Here is an 18,646-nt window from a genome sequence, read left to right as displayed (position 1 = left end):
CGGCGGGGCCGTTCCGCGGCGGCGGCTCAGACCGTGTTGAGCGCCTCGGTCGGGGAGAGCCGGGCGGCGCGACCGGCCGGATAGAGGCCCGCGAGGGTGCCGATCACCAGCGCGGAGCCGGCCCCGGCCGCGAGGCTCTCCGGGGGGACGGTGGCCGGCCAGTGGCGCCACAGGGCGTAGCCGGCGCTGATCCCGCTGCCCAGCACCGCGCCGCAGAGGCCGCCGCCTCCGGAGAGGGCCACCGACTCGGTGAGGAACTGCAGCCGGATCTGTCCGCGCGCGGCGCCCAGCGCGCGCCGCAGCCCGATCTCCTGGCGGCGCTCCAGTACCGAGATCACCATGGTGTTCGCCACCCCCACCCCGCCGACCAGCAGCGCCACCGCGCCCAGCCCCAGGAAGAGCGAGGTGAAGGCGGACTTCGCGGCGAGCTGCGCGGCGAGGGCGTCCGAGGGACGGCTGACCTTGACGTCCTCCGGATGCGCGGGATCGGCGGTGGCCGCGAGCACCCCGCGGACGGCGTCCACCTCCTCGTCCGCCGAGCGCTCGTAGACGGTGGTCGGGCGGCCGTCGAAGCCGAGTTCGCGCTGCGCCTCCGGCCAGCCGACCAGGGCGGAGCGGTCCAGCTCGGGGGCCAGGGCCACCGGCTGGAGCAGCCCGATGACGGTGAACCAGCGGTTCGCGATCCAGACCTCCTCGCCCGGGTGGTCGATGCCGAGCGTCGAGGCCGCGACGGAGCCCAGCACCACCGCCGGATACCGCGCGGTGGCGGCGTTGAGGAAGGAGCCGGAGGCCACCGCCCCGCGGACGGTGCCGAGCAGTTCGGTGCGGGCCGCGGCCACCGCGATCCCGCCGGTGGCCCGCGGATCGATCAGATCGGTACGGCGGACGGTCGCGCCCTGCACGAGGCCGGTCGCCGTCGCGGACTGCACCGGATCGATCCGGCGCACCATCTCCTCGGCGTCGGCGGGCAGTTCGGTGCTGCGGCCGAAGACGTCCTGGCCGGGGGAGACGGTGAGCATATTGGTGCCAAGACGCCCGATCCGGGCGAGGAGGTCGGCCTTGCCCGCGTCGCTGATGCCCAGGACGGCCACCATCGCGGCGATCCCGATGGCGATGCCCAGGGCGGAGAGCACCGCGCGCAGCCGCCGTCCGCGCAGTCCGGCCACGCCCACCCGCAGGACGTCGGCCGGTCGGAGGCGGGCGGGGCGCGGCAGCGGAACCGGCCCGGTCACCGCGCCGCCCCCGCCCGCTCGCGGGTGTCCCTGACGACCCGGCCGTCCAGCAGTTCGACCGTGCCGGGCATCCGCTCCGCGAGGGACCGGTCGTGGGTGATCACCACGATGGTGGAGCCCTCCGCGTGCAGACCGTGCAGCAGCGACATGATCCCCTCTCCGGCCGCCGAGTCGAGGTTCCCGGTCGGCTCGTCGGCGAGCAGCACCGCCGGGCGGGCCGCGATGGCGCGGGCGATGGCGACCCGCTGGCGCTCTCCCCCGGAGAGCTGGTGCGGGCGGTGCCGCAGCCGGTGGCCGAGGCCGACCCGGCGCAGGGCCTCCTCGGCGGCGGCCCGCCTGCGCCGGGCCGGGGCGCCGCCGTAGAGCAGCCCCTGGGCGACGTTGTCCACCGCGTCGAGGCCGGGGGAGAGGAAGAACTGCTGGAACACGAAGCCGATCCAGCGGGCCCGTACGGCGGAGAGTTGACGGTCCGTCAGTTCGTCGACGTCGTGGCCGCGGACCAGGACCTTGCCCTCGCTGGGGCGGTCCAGGGTGCCCAGCAGCTGCAGCATGGTGGACTTCCCGGAGCCGGACCGTCCGACCACCGCCAGCATCTCGCCGCGTTCCACCCGCAGCGAGACGTCGTCGAGTGCGCGGACCCCGCCGGGGTACCGCCGGCCGGCGCGGCGGAGTTCGAGCACCGGGGTCGCGGGCGCCGCCGTCGCGGGCGGCGCGGTTGCGGGGGCCGTCATGAGGAGGGGACCTCCACCCGGACGCCGGGGGCCAGTCCGGCACCGGAGACCTCCACCCGTCCCTGGGCGAACATCCCGAGGGTGACCGCCAGCAGGCGGGTCGCCCCGCCCGGCTCCACCTCCTCGACCGCGTAGCCGCCGCCGGCGAGGGCCAGCAGCGCGGAGACCGGGACGGTCAGCACACCGTGGTGGACCTGGCTGGTGAAGGAGACCGTGACCGGGGCGCCGTCCAGGCTCCCCGCCGAGGACGGGTGGTCCAGCCCGATCCGCACCGGGACCGTGGCGTTCTGCACCGAGCCGGAGGCGCCGGTGCTGCCGGGGTCGGGCGCGGCACCGGCACCCGCGCCGCTGGATCCGGAGCCGCTGCCGGAGCCGGAGGCCGCGCCGGTCGCCACCGTACCGACCGACAGCACATGGCCGGTGGTTCCGCCGCCGGTCGGCAGGGCCACCGTGACGGCGTCCCCGACGTGTGCCAACTGCTGCTGGTCCACCGGGAGTTGGACGCTCACCTGGCGACGGGTCGAACTGAGGGAGAGGAGGGTGCCCACGGCGGGTGCGCCCACCGCCGCGCGTACCCCGGTGACCCGGACCTGTCCGGGCTCGACGACCGCGTCTCCCGGTGCGACCGTGCCGTTCTGCGGAAGGCCGAGATCGCCCTGCCAGTCGCGGACGGCGTCGGCCGTCGCCTGCGAGTAGTGGGAGTCGTCGGCCAGGCCGGGGCCGTACCCGAGGGCCTTCAGGGCCTCCTTGAGCTCCTTGACGTCCGGTCCGTCGGCGACGCCGGTGTGGAGTGGGCGCCACAGCGGGACGCTTCCGTACAGCAGCGTCACCGGGCGGTCGTCCACGGCGAAGAGCCGGGCCCCCTGGGAGATCCGGTCGCCGACCGACGGCAGCCAGGTGAGCGTCCCGGAGCTGTGGCCCGCGGGGACGTCGAAGCTGTCGGCGTAGCCGAGGGTGCCGTCGAACTGCTGGTACTGGCGGAGGTCGGTGCGGGTGACCGGGGCCGTGGAGACCGGGGCGGAGGCGGGCGCGGCGCCGCCGGCGCCGCCGCGACGGGCGGCCAGCACCCCGCCGGCCGCGGCCGCCCCGCACAGGACCAGGACGAGGGCCGCGAGGGCGGCGCGCCTGCCCCGCCGCGGCGACGCGGCCTGCTCCTCCTCGGCCGGCCCGGTCGCGGAGGGACCCTCGTACGGGCTCTCGGAGGGGCTCTCGTACGGGCTCCCGGAAGGGCTTTCCTGAGTGGTCGTCATCCTTTCACCCCGCCGTGCTGGGGGAGCCGGAGGCGGTGGCGGCGGCCCGGCACTCCAGTGCGGCCTGCTCCGCCTTGGCGTTGCCGGCGCCGGAGATCTGCAGCGGCTGACCCGGCTGCGGGTCGGCGACGTTCACCCCGTGCTGACGGAGGCACCGGGCCAGAGCGACCGCGCGGGCCTGCGCCGCCGGATCGGTGCCGTCCTTGCTGCCCGCCCCGAGGTAGTGCTGGCAGGTCTGCAGCGCCTGCTGGGTACTGGCGTCCCCCTTGGTCCCGGCCGGGAGCTGCACGTTCTGCGCGCCCGCCTGCGGGTCCGCGACGTTCACCCCGTGCTGCCGCATACAGGAGGCGAACTGGAGGAGCTGGCCGGTCCGATCGGTGGCGGCCGCGGACGCGGAGACCGTCGCCCCTGCCTTGGCGCTGCCCACCGAGGCCACTCCGGGGGACTTCGAGGCGCCCCCGCAGCCGCTGAGGACGAAGAGCAGCGCGGCGGCGCCGAGGGCTGTCGCGGCAGCGGGCCTTGCTGATGAGATGACCATGTGGGGGTCCTGCCTTCGCTTCGCCGAGGTCGTGTCGAGCTCCGGTGTAGTGGGTGGCAGGTTGCGGGGACGTCTCCGGTTGCAGATACGGCGGCGAAAGGCCCGAGCCGGTAGGACCTTGGAAGGAAGGGGGAGGCTGGATGCGGGTACTGGTGACCGACGACGAGGCGGTCCTGGCCGAGCTGGTGGCCGAGGGGCTGCGCGCCTGCGCCATGGCCGTGGACGTGGCCCTGGACGGCGACACCGCGCTCGAGCGGCTGATGGTGAACGACTACGACGTGCTGGTGCTGGACCGGGACCTGCCGGGGACCCACGGCGACGACGTCTGCCGCGAGCTGGTCCGCTCGGGGTCCCGCACGCGGGTGCTGATGCTCACCGCGTACACCGGGACCGGGGACGTGGTGGAGGGGCTGACCCTGGGCGCCGACGACTACCTGGGCAAGCCCTTCGACTACGAGGAACTGGTGGCCCGGGTCCTGGCCCTGGCCCGGCGCTCGACCCGCGCCCTGCCGCCGGTGCTGGTCAACGGCGGCCTGGTGCTGGACCAGGCGCGCCGGCAGGTCTCCCGGGACGGCCGCCATCTGCGGCTCTCCCCCAAGGAGTTCGCGGTGCTCCGCGAGCTGATGGCCGCCCGGGGAGCGGTGGTCAGCGCCGAGGAACTGCTGGAGCGGGCGTGGGACGAGAACACCGACCTCTTCACCAACGCGGTCCGGATCGCCATGAGCAAGCTGCGGGCCAAGCTGGGCGAGCCCCCGCTGATCCAGACCGTGCCGGGCGCCGGCTACCTCATCCCCGTCCCGGAGGACGCCTCATGAGCAGGCGCCGCCGCTCGGTGCGGCTGACCCTGACCGCGGTGTACGGCGGGTTGTTCTTCGCCGCCGGGGCGGGGCTGCTCGCGCTCGTCTACCTGCTGTGCCGGCAGAGCATCGTCCAGCACGCGAGGATGACCGTGGTGGACACGGTGGGCGGCAGTACGGTCGGCGCGAGGTCGGTCAACGTCACGGTCGTCCCGAAGTCGGCGTTCCCCGGCCGGTCGGCCGCCTCGCTGACCGCCGACCAGATCCGCGATCTGGCGCTGCGGTTGAGCAGCACGACCCTCCACCAGCTGCTGCTGGACTCGGCGGTCGCCCTGTCGGTGGCCCTCGGCCTGTCCGTGCTGCTCGCCTGGTGGATCTCCGGCCGGGTGCTCCGCCCGCTGCACCGGATCACCGAGACGGCCCGCCGGCTCTCCTGGGAGAACCTCCACGAGCGGATCGCCCTGGACGGCCCCGAGGACGAACTCCGGGCCCTCGCCGACACCTTCGACGACATGCTGGACCGGCTGCACACCGCCTTCGACAGCCAGCGCCGGTTCATCGCCCACGCCTCGCACGAACTGCGCACCCCGCTGGCCGTGCAGCGGGCGGCGATCCAGATCCGGCTCGGTCGGGCCGCGCCGGAGGACATCCCCCAGGTCCAGCGCGAACTGCTGGACGCCAACCGGCGGAGCGAGCGGCTGATCGAGGGCCTGCTGATGCTGGCCGGCGGCGACCGGGGGCTCACCACCCGCAGCAGGCTGGACCTGGCCGAGGTGCTGCGGGACGCCGTCGAGCAGTGCCGCTCCGTCGCGGCGGCCTGCGGTCTCGCCCTCCGCGCGGAGACCGCCGTGCCGGCGCCGGTGAACGGGGACCGGGTGCTCCTCACCCAGTTGGCGCTCAACCTGCTGCACAACGCGATCCGCTACAACATCCCCGGCGGGCAGGTGCACGCCTCGGTCTCCTCCGGCGGGGTGCTCACCGTCTCCAACACCGGTCCCGTGGTCCCCGCCGACCGGGTCGCCGAACTCTTCGAGCCCTTCCGGCGGCTCGGCCCGCGCAGTGAACCGAGCGGCCCCGCGGCCGAGTTGGGGTTCTCCGCGGGGCTCGGGCTGTCCATCGTCCGGTCGATCGCCACCGCCCACGGCGGCACGGTGACCGCCGAGCCGGGACCGCTGGGCGGCCTCACGGTACGCGCCACCCTCCCGGCGGCCGGAGCCGTGGAGCCGGCCCGCCCGACGCGAACCGAGATCCGGGTATGACGGGCGGCCGGCGGTCAGCCCCGCCGGGAGAGGCCCTTCGCGGCGAGCGCGGCGGCGATCTTCGCCTCCTTGACGGCGTTCGCGGTGCCGTTCGCACTGCCGTTGCCGGCTGCCTCGTCGGCCGGGCCGGAGAGGTAGCCGGCGGCCTGCAGGGCGAAGAGCCGGGCGTAGTGCCCGCCCTCCAGGGCCATCAGTTCGTCATGGGTGCCCTGTTCGGCCGCCCGGCCGTCCTCCAGCAGCAGGATCCGGTCCGCCCGGCGGACGGTGGAGAACCGGTGGGAGATGTAGATCGTGGTCCGGCCCCGGGCCAACTCGCCCAACCGGGTGAAGAGTTCGTGCTCGGCCTCGGCGTCCAGCGCGGAGGTCGGCTCGTCCAGCACCAGCAGTGCGGCCTCGTCCCGCAGGAAGGCCCGCGCCAGCGCCACCTTCTGCCACTGACCCCCGGAGAGCTCGACCCCGTCGGCGAACCACTTGCCGAGCGCCGTGCGGTACCCCTCGGGCAGGCCCGCCAGCAGTGCGTCGGCGCCGGCCCGGCGGGCCGCGCGCTCGATCTCCGCCATCCCCTCCGGCCGGTCGCAGTCCGCCAGCCGCTGCACCTGGCCGAGGCCGATGTTCTCGGCGGCCGTGGCCTGGTAGCTGACGAAGTCCTGGAAGAGCGCTCCGACGACGGACCGCAGTTCCTCCGGGTCGTACGCCCGGATGTCGGTGCCGTCCAGCAGGATCCGGCCCTCCGCGGGCTCGTAGAGCCGGCAGAGCAGCTTGACCAGAGTGGACTTTCCCGCTCCGTTCTGGCCGACCACTGCCAGGGTCTGCCCCGGGAGGATCTCGAAGCAGACCTCGCGCAGGGCGTACGCGGTGCTGCCCGGATACCGGAAGGAGACGTTCTCGAAGACGATGTGGCCGCGCAGCGGACTGGGCAGCGGCACCGGTGCGGAGTCCGCGCCGGCGACCGGGACGGACAGCAGCTCGTACAGCTTGTCGAGGTAGAGGTTGTTCTCGTACATCCCGCTCAGGCCCTGGAAGATGCCCTGCACCGCGGCCTGCAGCGAGGTCGCGGCGGCGGTGTAGAGGGTGAGGTCGCCGAGCGAGAGGCGACCGGTCACCGCGGCCATCGCCACATAGAGGTAGGTCGCCGCACCCGCCAGCACCGTCACCGAGTTCCAGGCTCCGCCGGCCAGATAGCGCCGGGTCACCGTCGCGCGGAGCCGCCGGTACGAGGCGGCGCCGAGCAGCCGGTACCGCTCGGTGAGATACGGCGCCAGACCGAAGACCTTGACCTCCTTGGCGTAGGTGTCCGTGGTGACCAGCCGGGACAGGTACTCCATCCGGCGGCGCACCGGCGAGGTCCACAGCGCCAGCAGGAACCCGCGCATGCCGTAGCGGGCGTCCGAGACGAAGGCGGGCACCGGCGCGAGCAGCGCCACCAGGGCCAGCCAGGGGCTGAGGCCGAGCAGCAGTGCCGCCATGCCGACGAAGGTGATCCCGGTCTGCACCAGGTTGAAGGCGCCGCCGATCATCGTCACCGGCCGGGTGGAGGCCTCCTGCTGCGCCTGCCGGATCAGGTCGTAGGAGCGGGCCCCCTCGAAGAACGGCAGGTCGAGACGGCCGGTGTGCTCCATCACCCGCAGCTGGACGCTCTGCGCGGCCTTCTCCTGGAGCAGTTGCTGGGTGATGCTCCGGACCGTTCCGCAGACCGTGCTCAGCGCGTAGACGCCGAACTGGGCGACGGCGAGCACCAGCACCGCGGTCACCGCCGGGAGCGGGGCGACATGCGCGGTTCCCCACGGGAAGCGCAGGTCCATCGGCACCCGGTCGGGCAGGTGGCGGGCCCTCAGGTCGACGGCCCGGACCACCGTGTTGATCAGTGCCCGGCCGGTGACCGCCACCGCGGCCGGGACCAGGCCGGTCAGCACGGTGGCCGCGCCCAGTGCCAGGGTCAGCCCCGGCCCCGCCCGCCACACCAGCGCGAACACCCGGCCGAAGCCGACCGCCGTGGCGGCCGCCGAGGCAGCGCTCCGGGCCAGCCGTTCCCGCAGGCCGCGGGCGGCCGGCCGGCCCCGGTCCCGGTCCGGCTCACCGAGGTCGATCGGACCGCTGAGCCCGCTTCCGCCGGAGGAGGCCACGCCCGAGGTGTGCAGGATCTGGACCGGTTGCATCAGATCTCCCGAGAAGGAACGAGGTACGAGACGTGACGGACGCTCAGCTGATTCCCCGTGAGGTGCTCTTCGGCAACCCGGCGCGGATGAGCCCCGCGCTCTCCCCGGACGGGGCGAGAATCGCCTTCCTGGCGCCCAGGGACGGCGTCCTCAACGTCTGGGCGGGCCCCTGGCGGGAGGGCGACTACCGTCCGGTCACCGACGACCGGGGCCGCGGGGTGCGCGCCTTCGCCTGGGCGCACGACGGCCGCCACCTCCTCTGGCTGCAGGACCGCGACGGCGACGAGAACACCCGGCTCTACGCGGTCGACCCGGCCGAGGGCACCCCCCGCGACCTGACCCCCTTCCCCGGCGTCCAGGCCCGGATCTCCGGACTCAGCCGGCACGCCCCGGGCACCGTGCTGGTCGGCCTCAACCTCCGCCGCCGGGACCTCCACGACGCCTACCGCATCGATCTGGAGACCGGCCGGCTCACCGAGGAGGCCACCAACGAGGGCTTCTCCCGCTGGATACCGGACGCCGCCCTGGGCGCGGCCGGCGCGGTGCGTCCGCTGCCGGACGGGGGCAGTGAGATCCTCCTCCGGGAGGGCTCCTCCTGGCGGGCGGTGCACACCGTGGGCCCGGAGGACGAGGCGACCACCCGCCCGATCGGGCTCACCGCGGACGGCCTCTCCCTGCTGCTCCTCTCCTCGCGGGACTCCGAGACCGCTCGGCTGCTCTCCGTGGACACGGCCGGCGGGAAGACCGAAGTCCGCTACGAGGACCCCGAGTTCGACGTGGTGGGGGTGGGCACCGCCCCCTTCGCAGGGGACGCCCAGTTCGTCCTGGTCCGGCGCGAGCGCGGCGATCTGGAGGTCCTCGACCCGGCGCTGGCCGAGGACTTCGCCTGGCTCGCCGGGCAGGCCCCCGGCGACCTGTCGGTGCTGACCCGGGACGACGCCGACCGCAACTGGCTGGTGCAGTACAACACCGACGACGGCCCGGCCGCCTACTGCGTCTTCGACCGCGCGGAACGGCGCCTGGTCTCCCTCTTCAGCCACCTGCCGGAGCTGGCGGAGTACCGCCTGGCCCGGATGGAGCCGTTCTCCTTCACCGCCCGGGACGGCCTCGCCGTGCGCGGCTACCTCACCTTCCCGCCGGACCAGGAGCGGCGGGCGCTGCCCGCGGTGCTCTGCGTCCACGGCGGCCCGTGGACCCGCGATGTGTGGGGCTTCCGGGCCGAGCCGCAGTGGCTGGCGAACCGCGGCTACCTCTGCGTACAGGTCAACTTCCGCGGTTCGACCGGCTACGGGAAGCGCTTCGTCAACGCGGGGGACCGCGAATGGGGCGCGGCCATGCAGGACGATCTCCATGACGCGATCGCCCACCTGGTCGCCGCGGGAGTGGTGGACCCCGACCGGGTGGCCGTCTACGGCGGCTCGTACGGCGGCTACGCGGCGCTCGCCGGAGCCGCGTTCAGCCCGGACGCCTTCCGCTGCGCGGTGGCCGTGGCGGCCCCCTCCGACCTGCGGACCTTCATCAACTCGGTGCCGGCCACCTGGGGCCCCATGCTGAACACCCTGCATCGCAGGATCGGCGATCCGGCGGTGGACGGCGAACTGCTGCGCGCCCGCTCGCCGCTGTCCGCGGTGGACCGGATCCGCATCCCGGTGCTGGTCGCCCAGGGCGCCAACGACCCACGGGTGCGGCAGGAGGAGTCCGAGCAGGTGGTGGCCGCGATGCGGCGCAACGGGGTGCCCCATGAGTACCTCCTCTTCCCGGACGAGGGCCACGGGTTCGTACGCCCCCGGAACCGCCTCGCCTTCTATGCGGCGGCCGAGCGGTTCCTCTCCCGGTATCTGGGCGGGCGCTTCGAGCCCGCGGCGGGGGCGGCGGGCGCGGGGGCCGCGGACGGGTCGGCCGGGCGGCCGGGGACCCTGGGATCCCCGGCCGCCCGGCCCGCCGGTTCCGATGTCTGACGCCGCCTCGGACGAGCCGGAGACGGCGGGCCCGTCAGACGAGGGTGAGCAGCCCCTCCCGGACCAGCCGGCGGAGCAGCACCAGACGGCCCTCGGCGTCCAGCCCGCTCGGCAGGTCGCGTGCGGTGAACTCGGCTTCGGCCTCGGCCACGAACCGCACGTCCTCGTGCACCCTCGCCGGGAAGCGCAGCACCTTTCCGTGGAATTCCAGCCGCACTCCGGCCTCGTCCACCGCGAGCTGCCACAGCAGATCCCGCCGGCGCCGCAGGCCGGAGTCCGGGCCCAGCTCGCGGAGCCGCTCCAGGTCCACCAGATGGCCGCCGAGCACGGGTTGGCGACCCGCCATGGCCCGGCTGACCGCCCGGTCCACCAGCTCGGCCGGGTCGCCCGCGCCGGCCAGCTCGCCGAGGAGTTCGGCCAGCCGCCGTCCGGCCTCCGCCCGCAGCTCGGGGTCCCGGGCGAAGCCGGGCGGCAGCGCCCGGCGGAACCGGACGTCCTCCCGCAGCGCCTGCTCGACCGCCTCCCGGACCAGGGTGGCGTAGAGCACCGGAAGGACGCCGACGGTCAGATGCAGCGAGGCCTCCTCGTTGGAGGTGGCGTCGTGCACCGTGCCCCGCGGCATGTACATCAGGTCGCCGGCCCGGAGGTCGAACTCCCGCACCGGGGCGCCGGGGCCGTCCGCCGGGCGGGCGAACGGCTGGGACTGCAGCGGCAGTTCGACCTGCGAGTCGTACAGCCGCCAGTGCTTCGAACCGGAGATCTGCAGGACGAAGACGTCGTGGGTGTCGTGGTGGGTGGTCAGCCCCTGCGCCCCGGCCGGAGTGAGATAGGCGTTGGCCTGGAAGAGAGCGCTGAACTCGGCGGACAGCCCCCGGCACATCGCGGCCAGTGGCTCCCAGCGTTCGTGGAGGAACTTGAAGACCACGGTGGAGCCGCTGCGGTACTGGTCGTAGAGGACCTCGAGTCCGTTGGCGGGCCCGCCGGTGCCGGCGGTCACCAGTTCGGAAAGCGGGATCTCCCTGCCCCGCACGACCAGCCGAAGGTCGGAGGACCGGAGGCTGGAGGTGGCGAGAATGTGGTCGACGTCCCGCAGGGTCAGCGGGTCCGCGTAGTAGTCGGGGTCCTCGCGGTGGAGGACCAGGGGCTTGCGCTCCCAGTAGTCCCGCCGGAAGACCTCGGGGTCCATGGGGCGCAGCAGTCGGATGAGGTCGAGGGAAGGCCGCGCCGCGGACGCGGCCTTCCCACGCTCGTGCGTGACCGTCATTCGATCAGATGACCGGGTCGGACGGGTCGTTGTCCGAGATGACGACGACCGGGTCGCTCGGGTCGTTGTCCGAGATGACGAACTCGGCCGTGGCCAGCGGCGGCCGGTCGACCTCGATCTCCTCGGGCGACAACGAGAAGCTCTCTTCCATTTCTTGCCCTCCCGTTTCTTCTGCACGGCCCGGATCGATCGTCCGGACCGGGCAGAAGCCCACCTCAGGCGACGTGCTCCCGTCAATCGAACCCGAGGGCGGGGATGGCCGGTCGCCGTCTCACCGCTGTCGCAGGAGTGCCGGCCGCGTACCCCGCCCATATGTCACGGAACGTGCCGGGACACCCGCCGTGACACCCGCCGGGACACCCGCCGGTCTCCGGCGCCCCATCCGACCACTGAGACGGAGACGGCAGCGAAACCCCTCAGCGTCTACACAGGTCCCTGGCGTAAAGGGCAGCGCCTCCGCCTCTCCCGCGACACCCAGGCGGCGGGGCGGACGCGCGGGCTCCACCAGCCAAGTGGCGAACGCACATCGGGGAGTGTGTATGGGGGAGTCGACGTTCAGCGCGGACCACCGCTACCGCGCTGTCATGGAGATCATCGCCGGGGCGCCGGTGTCCCAGGTGGCGGACCGCTACGGGGTGTCCCGGCAGTCCCTCCACCGATGGCGGAACCGCTATCTGAAGGAGGGCCTCGACGGTCTGCGGGAGCGCTCCCGCAGACCGCACCGCAGTCCGCAGCGAACCCTCGCCGCCGTCGAGTCGCTGATCTGCGCCCTCCGCGAGGAGCAACCCGGTTGGGGCGCACGGCGGTTGCTGCGCGAGCTGGCCCGGCGGGGGGTGCGGCCGCTCCCCTCGCCCTCCACCGTCCAGCGGGTCCTGGCCCGGAACGGAATGGTGAGACCGGCCGCACGGCCCGTCGTACCGAGGGCGGACGACCGGGACCGGCGGATCGCCGAGCTGGAACGAGAGGTGCGCCGGCTCGCCGAACTGCTGTCGCGGACGGTCGTCTGGGCGCCACCCGACGGCGGCCGGAGGGGCGCGGCCGTGCATGTGGAGTCGCCTTGTAACTGATGTCACCGGACGGTGTGCGTCGGCCCCGCGGGCCGCGGCGGCTTCGGGCCGGAGAGGAAGGCCGAAAACCGCCCGGGCCGGGATCAGTCGGGGAGGTCCTCGGGGAGGAGGAGCTGGAGGTCCTCCGTCGTCGGGGACTCGGTGCGGGCCACCCGGACGGCGTGCCGCTCGACCATCGTCTCGAAGACCTGGCGGGCGGTGCGGCCGTTGCCGAAGGAGGGACCGCGGGGGATCGAGGCGTAGTGGGCGAGGAGCGACTTGGCGGTCTGCTCCGAGAGGTTGTACTGGTGGTCGCCGGCCTGCCGGGTGGTGATCTCCAGGAGCTCCTCGGCGGAGTAGTCCGGGAAGGTGACGGTGCGTGAGAAACGGGAGGCCACACCGGGGTTGGAGGAGAGGAAGCGCTCCATCTCGCCGGTGTAGCCGGCGACGATGACGACGACCTCGTCCCGGTGGTCCTCCATCAGCTTGACCAGGGTGTCGATCGCCTCGCGGCCGAAGTCGCGGGCGCCGTCCTCGGGGGAGAGGGAGTACGCCTCGTCGATGAAGAGGACCCCGCCGCGGGCCCGGTCGAAGGCCTCCTGGGTGCGGATGGCGGTCGAGCCGATGTGCTCGCCGACCAGGTCCACCCGGGCCACCTCGACCAGGTGGCCGCGCTGGAGGACGCCGAGGGCGGCCAGGATCTCGCCGTAGAGGCGGGCGACGGTGGTCTTGCCGGTGCCGGGGGAGCCGGTGAAGACCAGGTGGCGGCGGAGCGAGGGGGCCCGCAGGCCGGCCCGCTCCCGCTGGCGGCCGACCGAGATCAGGTCGATCAGCGTGCGGACCTCGCGCTTCACCGTCTCCAGGCCGATCAGCGCGTCCAGGTCGGCCAGCGCCTCGTCGACCGGGCGGCAGTCCGGGATCGGGCCGATGGCGGCGGCAGCGGCGGAGTCGACCAGCGGCGGCGGGGCCGAGATCCCGCGCGGGGTGGGGACGTGGGTGCCCGGGACGGGCGCGACGGTGTCCGCGCCGAGGGTGAGCGCCCCGGCGGACGCGCCGGCGCCGGGCCCGCCACCGGCGCCCGAGGCGCGGGAGCCGGCGCCGGCGGGTGAACCGCCGCGGGCGGTGAGGGCGGTGGAACCGCTGGAGCCGGCGGAACCGGTGGTGCCCGGCGGGAAGCTGCCCGCGGCTCCGCGGCCGGCGGGGGCGCCGGCCGCGTCCCTGGAGCCCGCGGTCCGCGCGTCGTCCGAGACGCAGGACTCGATCGCGGGACCGGCGCCGCCCTCGAAGCCGGCGAACTCGAAGCCGCCCCGGGCGTGCTGCTCGGCCCGGCAGCGGACCAGCCTGGTCGCGCAGCCGTCGATGACGTGGAAGCCGTAGCCGCTGCCCCGGCTGGACCGGCAGTCCTCGAAGGTGCCGGCGCCGCCCGCCGAGACGTAGACCGCGGCGTCGGTCGAGTCGTGCACCGTGCAGTCCCGCAGCACCGGGTCCGCGCCCCGGGTGACGATCACCCCGGTGGACACCCCGGCGATCTCGCAGGCGGTCATCTCGCCGCCGCTGCCCTGGTCGCGGAACCAGAGGCCGGTGCCGGCCTCCTGGATCCGGCAGCGCTCCAGGGTGATCCGGGCGCCGTCGCTGACCGAGACCCCGGCCGACCTGATCCGCTCGAAGGAGCTGTCCACGGCAGAGGCCGAGGAGTCGCGGTCCAGGACGAAGAGGGCGTCCGGGACGTCCTCCACCCGGCAGCCCTCCAGCCGCACCGCCGCGCCGTCGCTGATCCAGACCGCCGGATAGTCGCCGGTGGCCTCGCGGAGGTCGGAGTCCACCGCCTGGACCCGGCTGCCGGCGTCCCATACCGACAGCCCGTTGCGGCCGAAGCGGCGGAAGGTGGTCCGCTCCATCGTCAGGACCGAGCGCCCGCGCAGGTCGGCGCCGTTCTCCGGGAGTTCGTGCAGCCGGCAGCCGACCAGGTCGAGGGCGGCACCAGAGTCCAGGGTCAGCCCGTTGCCGGTGACCCGGTGCACCGAGCAGTCGGTGAGCCGGCCGGCGCCGCGCTTCTCGGCGGCCACCCCGCTGCCGTCCACCTCGTAGAACTCGCAGCCCTCGGCCTCCGCCGTGCTGCCCTCGCCGGAGATCGCCAGCCCGGCGCCGGAGGCGTTGTGCACCCGGCAGCGTTCGAGCCGGGCGCTGCCCCCGCGCACGGCCACCCCGGCCCGGCCGGTCTCCGCGATCTCGCAGCCCTCCAGCAGCGCCACCGAGCCGTCGGCGACCAGCACGCCGAGGCCGTACGGGTTCTCCACCACGCAGTCGCGCAGCGTCGGGCGGGCGCCGCCGCCGATCTCGACGCCGACCGCCGAGCGGGCCTCCACCCGGCAGTCGGTCAACTCGGCCTCGCAGCCGTGCAGCAGGACCGCGGGCGCGGACGGGTCGCTCGCCTCCAGATGCAGCCCGTGCACCTCGGCGGCGGCGGTGACGGTGAGGGCGCTGCCGATCGGCGGCTCGATCCTGGCGGCGCCGACGGAGCCGCGCGGTTCGGCGCCGCGCAGCGAGACCGCCTTGTCCAGGCGGACGCTCTCCCGGTAGGTGCCGGGGGAGAGGGTGAGGGTGTCGCCGGGCTCGGCGGCGTCCAGCGCCTCGGCGAGCGAGCCGAACTCGGTGGACCTGCGCCGCCAGCGCGAGGAGGCCCCGTCCAGCGTCACCCGAACCACGCGTACTCCCCTGCCGTCGAATGCCGTCGCAACCGCGGCCAACGTTAGCGCGTCGGACCGCGCCCACAGGCGCGGCCGCTCCGCAATCCCCCGCACGAGCGGATTACGGGGGAGCGGACGGCTCTGGAAGCGGGCTGCCGGGCGGAACTGACGGTCTGTCAGCAAATGGCGAGCGCTGCCGTCGTCGTGCCGCCACCGCCGTCGGGCCGTCCTCGTCGGGCCGTCGCCGTCCGCCCCGTCAGTCGCCGTCGGCGGTCTCCAGCACCTCGACCGCGTCGCCGAGGCGGACCGTGCCGATCGGCCCGGATCCAGGGGCGCAGCCGTCCGCCGGCTCCGGCACCAGGTTCTGGCCGAAGATCAGCGCACCGGCCAGCCGGTGGTGCCGGGCCAGGGCGCGCAGCGGCTCGGGGCCGCGCCGCTCGCCGGTCTCCTGGTCCGTCGTGGTCATCACGCACCGCTCGCAGGGCTTGACCACCCGGAAGACGACCCCGTCCGGGCCGCCCACCCGTATCCGGCGCCAGCCGTCCTCGGCCCACGGACCGGTGCCGTCCACCACCAGGTTGGGCCGGAACCGGGCCATCGGCACCGCCGCCCCCTTGGCCTCCCGCTCCGGGTCCTCCGGGTGGTCGCCGCCGATCGCCTCGTTCAGCGCGGCCAGCGAGGCCGCGGTGGTCACCAGCAGCGGATAGCCGTCGGCGAAGCTGACCGGCCGGCCGGGTCCGGCGTAGACCGGGTCGGCGAGCCGCCGCCGTGGGTCGTCCATGTGCACCAGGCGTACGTCCTCACCGAGGAGTCCGCGGAACCAGGCGTGCGCCTCGGGAGCCGCCTCGGTCGCCTCGGTGGGGGAGGAGTGCACCCGTACCGGGACGAGCGGCCGGCCCTGCTCCGGCGACGGCGCCGCCACCTGGAGGGGCTTCGGGGGAGTGCCCAGGGTGCCGAGGGGATCGACCAGATCCACCGTCAGCCCGCCGTCCGGGCTCGGGACGGCGTGGAAGCGCCCGAGCCGCGGATCCTCACGCTGACTCAGGTGGCGGCCGTCCGGGCGCACCAGCATCCACCGCCGGTCGCCGGCCAGACCCCACGGCTCGACGACTGCCTCGGGCGCGTCGAGGGCGCGCCCGGACTTGAGCGGATGGATGCGGATCGAACTGATCTTCGGCGTGACCATGCGCTCATGGTGCCAGGTCGAGTGCGGCGGCGTCGGCCCCCCGCCGGGGCGCCGCCGCTTACTCGGGGTGCTGCGAATCTCTTCAGTAGCCGGGCCCCGGACGGTAGCCGTTGTACTGCTGCGGCGGAGCCTGCTGGGGCTGCGGCGCCTGCGGCCGGCCCGGGCCGGGGCCGGGGTAGCCGAGCGGCCGCTGCTGGACCGGGCGGACCGGGCCGCCGGCCGGGCGCAGCCCGTTGCCGCCGAAGCTCTGCGGTCCGGCCGGGTTCGGGCCGCCGGCCATCCCGGGGGTCCCGGGGCCGCCCTGGGGCGGATACCCGCCGGGCTGCTGGCCGTTGTAACCGCCGGGGCCGCCGGCCTGCTGCTGGGCACTCGGCCCAGGCGGCAGTCCCTGGGGGATCCGGCTCTGGCCGCCGAAGCCGCCGGGCCCCTGCTGGGGCACGAACTGCTGCGGCACGGCCGGGCGCTGGGGCTGGCTGTACATCGGGGGCTGCGGGGCCGGCGGCTGGGGGTAGCCGTAGCCGTTGTTCGCCCCGCCGAAGCCGGACGGGGAGCTGCCCGGGCCGGGGCCGAGGGCCGGGCGCGGGGCCAGCGCCGGAAGGTTGCTGCCGGAGTCGTACCCGCCGCCGTAACTGCCGGGGCCGGAGCCGTAGTTGGCCGGGGGGAGGGCCGGCGGCACGTTGATCGGGGCGATTTGCGGGGTGCCTCGCTCGGCGACCAGCTGATCGTAGATCGGCGTGCTCGACGAGAAGGTGGTGCTGGAGTATGACGGAGCGTAGGAGCCTGCTCCGTCGAAGGAGCGGGGGGAGGTCATGACGCATACGGTAAGCCCATAATGTGCCTGCTGAGGAGAGTGGAACGCGAGGATGTTCCCGGGGTTTGCCATGGACGCGGTGAACCGTTCCCTCAAACCGTCATGAATCGCCCATTCCGGCAGAGCTGACTGAGCGTCAGGCGGCCGGTGGAGCCGGTGCGCAAGGCGCGAACCCGCCACAGCGCGCGCGTGGGCGAGTGCGCGCGCCGTGGGGTGAACCGGGCTTTTCGGGCAGCCTCCACCGCTCGCCCTTCGCGCCCCCGCCCGCGGCCGCAGGCGCTGACCCCCGCTCGGAATCCCGATCAGGACTCGGGGCGGTCCGGCGGGTCCTGCGGGCCGCGGGGCTCGGAGTCCCCGGTGCTTCCGGACTCCCCGCTCTGGCCGGTTTTCCTCTCGCCGGAAGCGGAGTCGGTGCTCCCGGCCCCGCCGCCCCCGCTGCCCTCGCCGCCGCTCTTGCCTGGCTTGCCCGGCTTTCCGCTCTTGCCGGGCCGCGGTGAGTCGGCGGCGGCGCCGCCGCCGTCCCGCGCGGAGTCCTCGGAGCTCTCGGGGGCATCGGAGGCGTCGCCGTCCTCGCCGTCCTCGGGGGCGTCGCCGTCCTCGCCGTCCTCGGGGGCGGCGGTGGTCTCCCGGTCCCCGGGCCGCGCCGTAGCCGCAGGCCGCTCCGCCGGTTCCTCCGACGCCGGCTCCTCCGGGTCGTCGTCCCGGTCGTCCCGGTCGTCCCGGCCCTCGGCACTCTCCGGGCCCTCCGGCCGCCGCGAGGTGCTCCCCGATCCGCCGCCGGGCGACGGCGGCGCGGAGGTCGCCCGGCCCTGGCCCTGCCGCTGGTTGTCCCGGCGGCGGAGATACCGCTCGAACTCCCGGGCGATCGCGTCCCCGGACGCCTCCGGCAGCTCCGCGGTGTCCCGGGCCTCCTCCAACTGCTGGACGTACTCGGCGACTTCGGAGTCCTCGGCGGCCAGCTGGTCCACCCCGAGCTGCCAGGCCCGGGCGTCGTCCGGCAGCTCGCCCGGCGGGATCCGCAGGTCGAGGAGGTCCTCCAGCTTGTTCAGCAGCGCCAGGGTGGCCTTGGGGTTCGGCGGCTGGGCGACGTAGTGGGGCACGGCCGCCCACAGCGTCACGGCCGGCACCCCGGCGTGGGCGCAGGCCTCCTGGAGGACGCCGACGATGCCGGTCGGGCCCTCGTAACGGCTCTCCTCCAGGTCCATCGTCCGGGCCACGTCCGCGTCCGAGGTCACCCCGCTGACCGGCACCGGCCGGGTGTGCGGGGTGTCGCCCAGCAGGGCGCCCAGGATGACGACCGTCTCCACGCCCAACTCATGGGCCAAGCCGAGCAGTTCGTTGCAGAACGAGCGCCAGCGCATGCTCGGCTCGATGCCCCGGACCAGGACCAGGTCGCGGGTCTTCGGCTCGGTCACCCGGACCACCGAGAACCGCGTGGTGGGCCAGGTGATCCGGCGCACGCCGCCGTCCACCCAGATCGTCGGGCGGTTCACCTGGAAGTCGTAGTACTCCTCGGCGTCCAGGGCGGCGAAGACCTTGCCACCCCAGATCTCGTCCAGGTGTCCCACCGCGGAAGACGCCGCGTCTCCGGCGTCGTTCCAGCCCTCGAACGCGGCCACCATGACCGGGTCGATGAGCTCGGGCACGTCCTCGAGCTCGATCACCCAGCGCCTCCCTCCGCCGCCCCAGGCGGCGACTTCACGCACGAACGCGTACTCACACGTACTGACT

The 18,646-nt window shown here is 74.6% G+C and carries 15 protein-coding genes; 4 read left to right on the top strand and 11 right to left on the bottom strand.

From position 1 onward, the window contains the following. Window positions 1-26 precede the first annotated feature (26 nt). From BS73_RS09415 to BS73_RS09400, 4 genes are read right to left on the bottom strand one after another with little or no spacing between them, the layout of a single operon-like run. A complete protein-coding gene (locus BS73_RS09415) occupies window positions 27-1,232 on the bottom strand; it encodes an ABC transporter permease (RefSeq protein WP_037571055.1) in 1,206 nt (401 codons plus the stop codon). Continuing rightward, window positions 1,229-1,963, bottom strand: coding sequence for an ABC transporter ATP-binding protein (locus tag BS73_RS09410; protein WP_051939745.1), 735 nt, complete (start codon window positions 1,961-1,963; stop codon window positions 1,229-1,231). Before BS73_RS09410 ends, BS73_RS09415 begins: the two co-directional genes overlap by 4 nt. Continuing rightward, on the bottom strand, window positions 1,960-3,213 hold the full coding sequence (locus BS73_RS09405) for a peptidoglycan-binding protein (protein WP_051939744.1): 1,254 nt from the start codon (window positions 3,211-3,213) through the stop codon (window positions 1,960-1,962). Before BS73_RS09405 ends, BS73_RS09410 begins: the two co-directional genes overlap by 4 nt. 4 nt (window positions 3,214-3,217) lie before the next feature. After that, entirely contained in the window at window positions 3,218-3,751 is a 534-nt protein-coding gene (locus tag BS73_RS09400; protein WP_152617560.1) for a hypothetical protein, read from the bottom strand. 140 nt (window positions 3,752-3,891) lie between these two features. Between BS73_RS09400 and BS73_RS09395 the strand changes: the two genes are divergently transcribed. After that, window positions 3,892-4,566 (top strand): response regulator transcription factor, encoded by a 675-nt coding sequence (locus BS73_RS09395; RefSeq protein ID WP_037571054.1) that lies wholly within the window; start codon window positions 3,892-3,894, stop codon window positions 4,564-4,566. After that, window positions 4,563-5,807 (top strand): sensor histidine kinase, encoded by a 1,245-nt coding sequence (locus BS73_RS09390; RefSeq protein ID WP_037571052.1) that lies wholly within the window; start codon window positions 4,563-4,565, stop codon window positions 5,805-5,807. Before BS73_RS09395 ends, BS73_RS09390 begins: the two co-directional genes overlap by 4 nt. Before the next feature lie 14 nt (window positions 5,808-5,821). On the opposite strand, the gene BS73_RS09385 is transcribed toward BS73_RS09390, so the two are convergent. After that, entirely contained in the window at window positions 5,822-7,963 is a 2,142-nt protein-coding gene (locus tag BS73_RS09385; protein WP_063836947.1) for an ABC transporter ATP-binding protein, read from the bottom strand. A 32-nt stretch (window positions 7,964-7,995) separates the two neighbouring features. Here BS73_RS09385 and BS73_RS09380 point away from each other — a divergent pair, with 32 nt between their 5' ends. After that, complete coding sequence (locus BS73_RS09380; RefSeq protein ID WP_063836946.1) at window positions 7,996-9,921, top strand: S9 family peptidase; 1,926 nt, start codon at window positions 7,996-7,998, stop codon at window positions 9,919-9,921. A gap of 34 nt (window positions 9,922-9,955) precedes the next feature. Here the strand turns inward: BS73_RS09380 and BS73_RS09375 are convergent, their stop codons facing one another. Together BS73_RS09375 and BS73_RS38695 are read right to left on the bottom strand one after the other, a co-directional pair. Next, a complete protein-coding gene (locus BS73_RS09375; RefSeq protein WP_037571051.1) occupies window positions 9,956-11,185 on the bottom strand; it encodes a cupin domain-containing protein in 1,230 nt (409 codons plus the stop codon). 4 nt (window positions 11,186-11,189) lie between these two features. Next, window positions 11,190-11,336: a hypothetical protein gene (locus BS73_RS38695; RefSeq protein WP_200886673.1), complete on the bottom strand. Its 147-nt coding sequence runs from the start codon at window positions 11,334-11,336 to the stop codon at window positions 11,190-11,192. A gap of 388 nt (window positions 11,337-11,724) precedes the next feature. Between BS73_RS38695 and BS73_RS38155 the strand changes: the two genes are divergently transcribed. Beyond that, complete coding sequence (locus BS73_RS38155; RefSeq protein WP_051939742.1) at window positions 11,725-12,252, top strand: helix-turn-helix domain-containing protein; 528 nt, start codon at window positions 11,725-11,727, stop codon at window positions 12,250-12,252. Window positions 12,253-12,335: 83 nt separating this feature from the next. Here the strand turns inward: BS73_RS38155 and BS73_RS09365 are convergent, their stop codons facing one another. The 4 genes from BS73_RS09365 to BS73_RS37190 form a co-directional block, all read right to left on the bottom strand. Next, window positions 12,336-14,936, bottom strand: coding sequence for a right-handed parallel beta-helix repeat-containing protein (locus tag BS73_RS09365; protein ID WP_037571049.1), 2,601 nt, complete (start codon window positions 14,934-14,936; stop codon window positions 12,336-12,338). Between the two features lie 238 nt (window positions 14,937-15,174). Continuing rightward, window positions 15,175-16,104 (bottom strand): MOSC domain-containing protein, encoded by a 930-nt coding sequence (locus tag BS73_RS09360; RefSeq protein WP_037571046.1) that lies wholly within the window; start codon window positions 16,102-16,104, stop codon window positions 15,175-15,177. An 82-nt stretch (window positions 16,105-16,186) separates the two neighbouring features. Then, window positions 16,187-16,915, bottom strand: coding sequence for a DUF6643 family protein (locus BS73_RS38690; RefSeq protein WP_051939741.1), 729 nt, complete (start codon window positions 16,913-16,915; stop codon window positions 16,187-16,189). 302 nt (window positions 16,916-17,217) lie between these two features. Then, window positions 17,218-18,579, bottom strand: a complete 1,362-nt coding sequence (locus BS73_RS37190) for a PAC2 family protein (RefSeq protein WP_084703927.1) — start codon at window positions 18,577-18,579, stop codon at window positions 17,218-17,220. Window positions 18,580-18,646: the final 67 nt, after the last annotated feature.

Source organism: Phaeacidiphilus oryzae TH49, from assembly GCF_000744815.1.
Classification (GTDB): domain Bacteria; phylum Actinomycetota; class Actinomycetes; order Streptomycetales; family Streptomycetaceae; genus Phaeacidiphilus; species Phaeacidiphilus oryzae.
Note: the sequence above shows the minus strand (reverse complement) of the source record. Positions and strands in the feature narration are given on the sequence as shown.